General features: G+C 53.2%; 1 CRISPR repeat array.

Going from position 1 to position 466, the window contains the following annotated elements:
* Positions 1-397: a CRISPR direct-repeat array (repeat unit 33 nt; unit sequence TCAATGAAAGTCCCTCCGAAAAGGAAGGGAAAT).
* Positions 398-466: the final 69 nt, after the last annotated feature.

The following is a 466-nucleotide window of genomic DNA, read 5'->3' on the forward strand; positions in this document are numbered from 1 at the left end:
TCAATGAAAGTCCCTCCGAAAAGGAAGGGAAATGGGTTGAGGGGGTTTGGGGTGGTTAGTGAGAGAGGTTCCCTCAATGAAAGTCCCTCCGAAAAGGAAGGGAAATCACGCTTCACGCCTGCCTCACCCCAACGTTCCCGGATCCCTCAATGAAAGTCCCTCCGAAAAGGAAGGGAAATGCCGGGTTCGTCTATGGCTGGTAGCTTGCCTAGTGCCCCTCAATGAAAGTCCCTCCGAAAAGGAAGGGAAATGAGGTCTTCATGGTTCGCTGCGTCGCCCGTCCAGCGCCCTCAATGAAAGTCCCTCCGAAAAGGAAGGGAAATTTGTGCGTGCTACGTATCTGCTGATGGGTGATTCGGCACCCTCAATGAAAGTCCCTCCGAAAAGGAAGGGAAATCCGCCAACCCGAAGGTTAGCGGCTTCCTCAAAGCACAACCCTCAATGAAAGTCCCTCCGAAAAGGAAGG

This window comes from Rothia sp. HMSC061E04 (assembly GCF_001813685.1).
GTDB lineage: Bacteria > Actinomycetota > Actinomycetes > Actinomycetales > Micrococcaceae > Rothia > Rothia mucilaginosa.